At 64.4% G+C, this 7,575-nt stretch carries 8 protein-coding genes; 7 read left to right on the forward strand and 1 reads right to left on the reverse strand.

The window, feature by feature from the left end; translation table 11 throughout:
• Positions 1-5: 5 nt before the first annotated feature.
• Genes AC099J_RS26895 through AC099J_RS26915 form a run of 5 tightly spaced genes read left to right on the forward strand, consistent with a single transcriptional unit; the run spans position 6 to position 4,082 of the window.
• Positions 6-527: a VOC family protein gene (locus tag AC099J_RS26895; protein ID WP_479618365.1), complete on the forward strand. Its 522-nt coding sequence runs from the start codon at positions 6-8 to the stop codon at positions 525-527.
• Complete coding sequence (locus tag AC099J_RS26900) at positions 514-1,497, forward strand: ABC transporter substrate-binding protein (protein WP_479618366.1); 984 nt, start codon at positions 514-516, stop codon at positions 1,495-1,497. The genes AC099J_RS26895 and AC099J_RS26900 overlap by 14 nt, the downstream gene beginning before the upstream one ends.
• Positions 1,497-2,327 (forward strand): ABC transporter ATP-binding protein, encoded by an 831-nt coding sequence (locus AC099J_RS26905; protein ID WP_479618367.1) that lies wholly within the window; start codon positions 1,497-1,499, stop codon positions 2,325-2,327. Before AC099J_RS26900 ends, AC099J_RS26905 begins: the two co-directional genes overlap by 1 nt.
• Positions 2,324-3,088 carry an ABC transporter permease gene (locus tag AC099J_RS26910; protein WP_479618368.1) on the forward strand — a complete coding sequence of 255 codons (765 nt, stop codon included), beginning with the start codon at positions 2,324-2,326 and terminating at the stop codon, positions 3,086-3,088. Before AC099J_RS26905 ends, AC099J_RS26910 begins: the two co-directional genes overlap by 4 nt.
• Positions 3,089-3,116: 28 nt before the next feature.
• Positions 3,117-4,082, forward strand: coding sequence for a glycerophosphodiester phosphodiesterase family protein (locus tag AC099J_RS26915; protein ID WP_479618369.1), 966 nt, complete (start codon positions 3,117-3,119; stop codon positions 4,080-4,082).
• A gap of 84 nt (positions 4,083-4,166) precedes the next feature.
• On the opposite strand, the gene AC099J_RS26920 is transcribed toward AC099J_RS26915, so the two are convergent.
• Positions 4,167-4,961 carry a PEP-CTERM sorting domain-containing protein gene (locus tag AC099J_RS26920; RefSeq protein WP_479618370.1) on the reverse strand — a complete coding sequence of 265 codons (795 nt, stop codon included), beginning with the start codon at positions 4,959-4,961 and terminating at the stop codon, positions 4,167-4,169.
• Between the two features lie 448 nt (positions 4,962-5,409).
• On the opposite strand from AC099J_RS26920, the gene AC099J_RS26925 reads away from it, so the two are divergent.
• Both AC099J_RS26925 and AC099J_RS26930 read left to right on the forward strand, forming a co-directional pair.
• Positions 5,410-6,321 carry a restriction endonuclease gene (locus AC099J_RS26925; RefSeq protein ID WP_479618371.1) on the forward strand — a complete coding sequence of 304 codons (912 nt, stop codon included), beginning with the start codon at positions 5,410-5,412 and terminating at the stop codon, positions 6,319-6,321.
• Between the two features lie 291 nt (positions 6,322-6,612).
• Positions 6,613-7,425: a DUF6602 domain-containing protein gene (locus AC099J_RS26930; protein WP_479618372.1), complete on the forward strand. Its 813-nt coding sequence runs from the start codon at positions 6,613-6,615 to the stop codon at positions 7,423-7,425.
• Positions 7,426-7,575: the final 150 nt, after the last annotated feature.

A 7,575-nucleotide genomic window follows, 5' to 3' on the forward strand; every position in this document is an offset into this window, starting at 1 on the left:
AAGCCATGACCCAAGCCCTGACCCACGGCCTGTTCCACCTGGCCATCAAGACCGCCAACCTGGCGCGCACGCGTGCTTTCTGGGTGGACGTGATCGGCCTGCGCGAAGTGCCGCGCCCCGATTTCGGCTACCCCGGCGCCTGGCTGGCCTGCGGGCAACCGGGTGGCCAGGCCATCGTCCACGTCTACGCCGGTGGCCCGGCGCTCGGCGGCGCGGCCACGGTGCCGCACGGGACAGGCGCCATCGACCATGTGTCGCTGTCGTGCAGCGGCTACCACGCGTATGTGCAGCGCTTTCGCGATGCCGGGCTGGACTGGCGCGAGTTCCTCGTGCCCGGCACCACGCTGTGGCAGCTGTTCGTCTACGACCCGAGCGGCGTGCAGCTGGAACTGACCTTCGAGGGCGCGGTCGAGGCCGGCGCCCCACCCGACATGTCCGCAGAGCGCATCTACCACGCCGGGCAGAGCTTTTTCGATTTCCACCATTACCCCACCCTCCCCGGAGAAACCAAGCATGCAACGCTCTGACTTTCTGCGCCGCGCCGCCGCGTTGGCCCTTGTCGTATCCACCATCGCGTTGCCCGTGGCTGCACAGGCTGCCGACAAGCTCAAGTTCGGCGTTTTCCCGTCAAGCGCCGCCCTGCCCTTCTACATCGCCCAAAACCGCGGCTGGTTCAAGGAGGCGAATCTGGAGGTCGAGGAGATCCCCATGACCAGCCACCCGCTGACGGTGCAGGCGCTGATCTCTGGCGGCATCGAGGGCGCGGCCAACCTCGTGACGCTGGAAGGCGCGAACATGGAATCGCGCCGGCCGGGCACACTCAAGTACATCTCGCTGAACGGGCAGAACAGCCAGTACGTGATCGAGCAATTCGTCGTCAAGACCGCCAGCCCGGCCAAGTCGCTGGCCGACTTCAAGAACGGCTTCAAGCTGTTCTCGGCGCCCGGCCCCGCCAACATCGGCGCGGCGCGCGCGGTGCTGAAGAAGGTCGGCCTGGTCGAAGGCCGCGACTTCACGATCCAGGAGCAGCAGATCGGCGTGCACCTGGGTGCGCTGCAGTCGGGCAACTTCGACGGCGGCTACACGCTGGAGCCGGCGGCCACCGTCATGGTGGCGCAGAAGATCGGCCGCCGTGTCGAGGCCGGCGTCATCGCCACGCACCTGCTGGGCCGCAAAGAGGCCTCGGCGTTCGCGGCTGGCGCCGTGCTGTCGGACAAGTTCATCGCCGAGCGGCCCGACGTGGCCAAGCGCTTTGCCGCCGTGTGGGCGCGCGGCGTGAAGGCTGCGCAGACCGACAGCAGCACGCGCGGCTATCTCATCGCCGGCATGAAGGTGCCGCCCGAGCTGGCCGCCTCCGTGCCGCTGCCGCGCATCGTGCTGGCCAGTGACATGAAACCGGCCGACGCAGACGACTTCCAGAAATTCCTGGACATCGGCCAGCAGCTCGGTGTGGTCAAGGACAAGGTCGACGGCAAGGTGCTGGTCAAGGCGCTGTGATGCGTGCCATGCCCTCCATCACGCCCATGGCAGCCAAGCCCGAGCCGGCCGCCACCGCAGGCCGCTGGTTCCCGCCCGGCACGCACATCACGATCCGCGGGCTGACCAAGCGCTTCGCGGGTGCGGCCGTCTACGAGAACTTCGACCTGGACATTCCGCACGGCAAGATCACCTCGGTGTTCGGCCCGAACGGCTGCGGCAAGAGCACGCTGATCAACATGATCGCGGGCATCCTGCCGTATGACGGCGGGCAGATCCTGTTCGAGGGCAAGGAGGCGCGCGAGACGCGCATCGGCTACGTGTTCCAGAACTACCGCGAGGCGGTGTTTCCGTGGATGCGCGCCATCGACAACATCCGCTACCCGCTGCAGTACCTGGACATCTCCAAGGGCGAGCAGGCCGAGCGGCTGGACCGGCTGATGCAGGCCTTCGACGTCAAGCTGGATCTGCACCGCTACCCCTACCAGATGTCGGGCGGGCAGCAACAGCTCGTCTCCATCATGCGGGCGCTGGTGGTCGACCCGGAGGTGCTGTTCCTGGACGAGCCCTTCTCGGCGCTGGACTACGAGATGGTCATGTTCCTGCGCGACCGGCTGCAGAAGGTGCTGGTCGAGCGCAAGGTCACGACCATGCTGGTCTCGCACGACCTGGACGAAGCCGTGCTGCTGGCCGACCACGTGCTGCTGCTGACCAAGCGGCCCACCCAGGTGGCCGACAACCTGCTGTTCGACGCGCCGCGACCGCGCACGGCCGACACCACCCTCACGCCGCGCTTCATCGAGGTGAAGACCGAGGCACTGGCGATCTTCCAACGCGAGGTGCGCAAATGACTTTGAACGACGTGCTGGCCAGGCTGCGCCCGCTGTGGGGCGTTGCGGCGCTGGTGGGCCTGTGGGCGTTCGCGCATGCGACCAAGGCGGTCGACCCGGTGCTGCTGCCCTCGCCGATGGAGACCATGCAGGCGTTCTGGAACGGGCTGTTCCAGGGCACGCTGTGGGGCGACTTCGAGAAGACCATCGTGCGCACGGTGCTGTCGTTCGCGATTGCCACCGCCATCTCGGTGCCGCTGGGCGTGCTGCTGGGCAGCAACGAGCAGATCTACGAAGGCATCGAGTTCGCGATCGACTTCTTCCGCTCGACACCGGCGTCGGCCATGTTCCCGTTGTTCCTGGTGCTGTTCGGCGTGGGGGAGCAGACCAAGATCGCCGTGGCCGCCTTCGGCGCGGCGCTGGCCATTCTGTTCAACGTGGCCTATGGCGTGATGAGCGCGCGCAAGCAGCGCCAGCTGGCGGCCAAGGTCATGGGCGCGCCCAGCTGGCGCGTGCTGACGGATGTGACGCTGCTCGAATCGATGCCCCAGGTGTTCGTGGGCATGCGCTCGGGCGTGTCGATCGCGCTGGTCATCGTGATCGTGGCCGAGATGTTCATCGGCTCTACCGATGGCCTGGGCCAGCGCATCATGAACGCGCAGACCATCTTCGACATGCCGGACATGTACGCCTCGATCTTCGCCGCCGGCCTCTTGGGCTACGTGATGAACCTGGTGTTCCTGCTGGCCGAGCGGCGCTTTGTGCACTGGGGCGGCAAGTAGGCGGCTGCGCGCCGGCTACAGTGCGGCCATGCACTCGAACTCGCCGCGCCGTACACACCTGACCGCGCTCGCGGCCGCCATCGCCCTCTGTTCACTGCCCGCGCTGCCGGCCCACGCCGCCCCGCCGACGCTGGGCGGCGCACCGGCCATCGTCATCGCCCACCGCGGCGCATCGGGTTACCTGCCCGAGCACACGCTGGCCGCCTACGAACTGGCCGTGCGCATGGGCGCCGACTTCATCGAGCCAGATCTGCAAATGACGCGCGACGGCCAACTGGTGGCCATGCACGACGCCACGCTGGAGCGCACCACCGACGCGGCCACACGCTTCGCTCCACGCAATGGCGGCTACCGCGTGGCCGACTTTTCTCTCGAAGAGATCCGAACGCTCGCGATGCGGCCCCTGGGCACGGCGCGGCTCGAGCATCCGGGCTTCAAACCCGCCAGCGCACACCCTCTGCGCGTGCCGACGCTGGAGGAAATCATCGCGCTGCTGCGCCGGCTCGAAGCCCAGGGCGCCCGCGCCATCGGCCTGTACCCGGAGGCCAAGCAACCCGGTCCGCGCATGGCGCACCAGATCCTGACGGTGCTCTCGGCCAGCGGCTATGTGGGCGCGGACAAGGTGTTCATCCAGTCGTTCGATGCCGACACGATCCGCAGCCTGCAACGCCGCCAGGTGGGCCTGGGGCTGAATTACAAGCTGGTGCTGCTCAGCGGCTCGGCCAACCGCTTGTTGGCGATGGACCTGCAGCGCATTGCGCGATACGCGCAAGGTGTGGGCGTCAGCATCCGCGGTGAAGGCATGTCGCAGAGCTTCATCGCCATGGCCCATGCGGCCGGGCTGGCGGTGCACGGCTACACCTTTTCGCAAGCCCGTTCGGTGGCGGCCGAGGCCGAGATCCGCAAACACCTGAACTGGGGCATGGACGGCGTGTTTGCCAACTACCCGGACCTGGCGCGCACCGCGCAGCGGCAGACCGCCAGCGCGCGCTGAGGCCAAAAAAAAGCCCCGCAGAGCGGGGCTTGAAGAGCACCCCGCAGAACGGGGGCCAGGAGGAATCGTCAGTCGCTCAGTCGCTCAGTTGCGCTGCTTGCGGCGACGGGTGGCACCGAAGGCCACCAGGCCCAGGCCCACCAGGGCCAGCGATGCGGGTTCCGGCACGGCGCGCACGCCCACGCCGACGGCCAGGTTGTCCACTTCGACCGCGATGCCCCAGGTCGACAGACGCAGGCTCTGGAAAGTCTCGTTGCCGTCCAGGAACAAATTGACGTACTGGTTCGTGCCGGCGGCGGTCTGGCTGCCGGGCGCGCAGGCGGGTGAGCACAGGTCGATGATGTCCTGGCCGTACACGACGTCGACCGTCGCGCCGGTCTCGTCGAAGAACTCGATCATGTTGTAGGCATCGATCGAGCCGTAGTACAGGCCGAAGTAGTTCAGGTAAGCGCCACCGGTCAGCGTGCTGACCAGGCCGGCGTAGTCGATCGTCACGGAGGCCAGCACCTGGGCGGAGGTCACGCCGGCGGGCAGCGGGATGCTGGAGACATCCGGCAGAGTGCCGATGCCCTGGCCGGCAGCTGCCGGGCCGTAGGCGTAGCAGGTGCTGTCGCCCAGCGGAGGCGCCGCGACGTTGTTAATTCCACCCTTGCGGAAGGCGTAGCTGCCGCCGCTGATGGTGGCGCCAGGCTGGGTCAGGCCACAGCTGCCGTCGGTACGGTCCAGCGTTTCGACGAACACATTGGGCGCGCCGAGGAACGGCGTGGTCTTGCCCGACAGCGCGTCGGGAGTGAAGCCGAAGCTGATCGTGGCCGAGTGGGCGGACACCGACAGCAGGCTGCTGGTTGCCAAAATTGCGCTGAACAAAATCTTTTGCATCTGAAATTCCAAGAGTTAGGTATCAATCTGTAACGCAAAGACAGTGCCAATGTTACAGATTCGTTGCGAATCAACGGCTTGCATGACTTCTGGAGTGCCCTGCAATATCATGCGTCAAGAATGCTGACACTGGGGGAAACAGGCCAGTGTGACTTAATTCACATGGCCGTAGTCCATGGCTGACAGCGCGTAAGACGATGGCCTACATGTAACAGACGATCCATGCGCGGCTCGACAATGTGTCGGCCATGTTTCGTTCGATGAAATTGTTTGCCGCTGGCCAGGTTTAGGGCAGTGATGGCCCTCCGCGCCCCACACCCACACATCGGCAGGGACCCGCATCCACCAGATTGCTGAAGTCCGCGCCGACTGGTCCTCTCCAACGTACGAATCGCCCGTAAGATCGTTTCACAAAATATCGAAATCGGCATTCCGCAAAGGGCATGGCATGGGGAGACGGCGTACATCGCGCACCGCGGACGATCTGATGGACCTCGTCGCGCTGCTGCCCTGGTGGGCCGGTGTTGGTTTGGCGGCCATCTCTTATTGGCTGCTGCACGGCTTGGCGACGCGGCCACTGCCCGTGGTGCAGACGGGCCGGCAGATCAGCGAGGCCCTGCCCACGATGATGTGGCAGGGATTTGCCACCGGCGCCCAGTACCTGATCCCCTTCATCTGCCTCATGGGCGCGCTCGCGTCCTTCCTGCGCCGGCGCAAGCGCCGCGCCCTCTTCGACCACGCCTCGCAAGCCACCAGCGCAGACGCGCTGCAAGGCATGTCTTGGCAGGAATTCGAGATGCTGGTCGGCGAAGGCTTCAAGCGCCGCGGCTACGGCGTGCGCGAGACGGGCGGCGGCGGCGCGGATGGCGGCGTGGACTTGGTGCTGACCAAAAGCAGCGAAAAGTTCTTCGTGCAATGCAAGCAGTGGAAGGCGTTCAAGGTGGGCGTGGCCACGGTGCGCGAGCTGTATGGGGTGATGGCTGCCGACGGTGCGACGGGTGGGTTCGTCGTGACGTCGGGGCGGTTCACAAATGAGGCTGGCGCGTTCGCGGCCGGGCGGAATATCCAGCTGATGGATGGCGACGCGCTGATGAGCCTGCTCAGCGAGGGTCGTGCCAACCGGGGAGCACGCCCGCGATCCGCCACCCTCCACGCAGATTTGTCTGAACCTGCACGACCGCGCGCGGCAGTGCCGGCCACCCCGCCGTCCCGTTCACCCGAGATCGCCGCCGAACCGAACTGCCCGCGGTGCGCCAAACCCATGGTGCGGCGAGTTGCAAAGAAGGGGCAAGCGGCGGGGAAAGGCTTTTGGGGTTGTTCGAATTATTCGGCTGGGTGCCGTGGGACGAGGGAAATCTAGTCGGCGATCACTGTATCGAAAGCCGAATGATTTGCATATGTCAGCGCCGTATTTCTACTGCCGGTCAGGAGCGACATCGGGAAGCGTAGGACCGGCCCACGCGTCACTTGTAACGGCTGCCGCTTTGCGCACGATTTTTAATGAGGTTGGGACATGGAGATCTTGAAGGAAATTTCAGCCATTTCAATGGCCGTTGTGCGAAATGCCTGTCGGTGTTGGGGCGCACGCTCTGTGATAGGCAGCGTTACGTCGAGCTCCATAACACGTTAGGCGTCGCAAACCACCCGCATCATGCTTACCAGCCATATGAACGCCGTCGAGGCTCACCTCCTCGCGATATCTAGGATCCCGGCAAATGCTGGGCATTCACTTCATAAGGGCACTCCTCGCGAGGCCTTCATTCGGGAGTTCCTGGAGAGCCACTTGAACTCAACAGTTGCCATAGGAACTGGAGAGATCATCGACTCGAACTCTCCGCCCAATGTGCAGCGCAATCAGTTCGACATCGTCATCTACAAGCGCAACTATCCAAAGCTGGACTTCGGAGGCAGCATCAACGCGTTTCTTGCAGAGTCCGTTGTGGCGACTATCGAGGTCAAGTCCACGCTCGATAAGCCGGGAATCGAGCAATCGGTTCGTGCTGCACGAGCGGCGAAGCAACTGCACAAGAGCGAGGTGCGCAGCTTCTCAGCTGGGTACATGCCGCCGAGCATTCTCTCGTTCGTGGTCGCATATGACGGACCGGCAAAGATGGAGACTGTCCATACTTGGGTGAAGGAGGCCTATCGCGATCAGGGCATCTCGGAGCCGAGCATGCCTCCTGAGGCGGAGCGCTCAACCATAGCTGGACCCGCCCTTGAAGGAGTCTTCGTCCTTGGCAAGGGTTTCCTAAACTTCGACAACGCACCGTATGGCTTCATTCCGCAAGAGGTCCGAAAGGATCTCCCAAACATTCACTGGGCCATTGCACAGTCGGAGAAAGGAAGCCTGCTTTCCTTTTTTCTCTTGCTCACCATGGCCACCAGCAACGTGGACGGGGCGTGGCTAAACCCCTTGCCCTATCTGCAGGAGTTTCGTGTTTTTGATCTAAAGTTCGGCATCTGAAAGCGACGCCTAACCCCTCGCTCAAGCGGAGCGGAACCTTGTTTTACTTTCGTGGACACTCCAACCTAACCGAAGGAGTGATCAATGGGAATGCCCGGTCCAAGAATGGTCGGCCGTTATGGGATTGAATTCAAGCTGACGGCAGTCAAG

It is taken from the genome of Rhodoferax sp. RT4P68, from assembly GCF_056521305.1.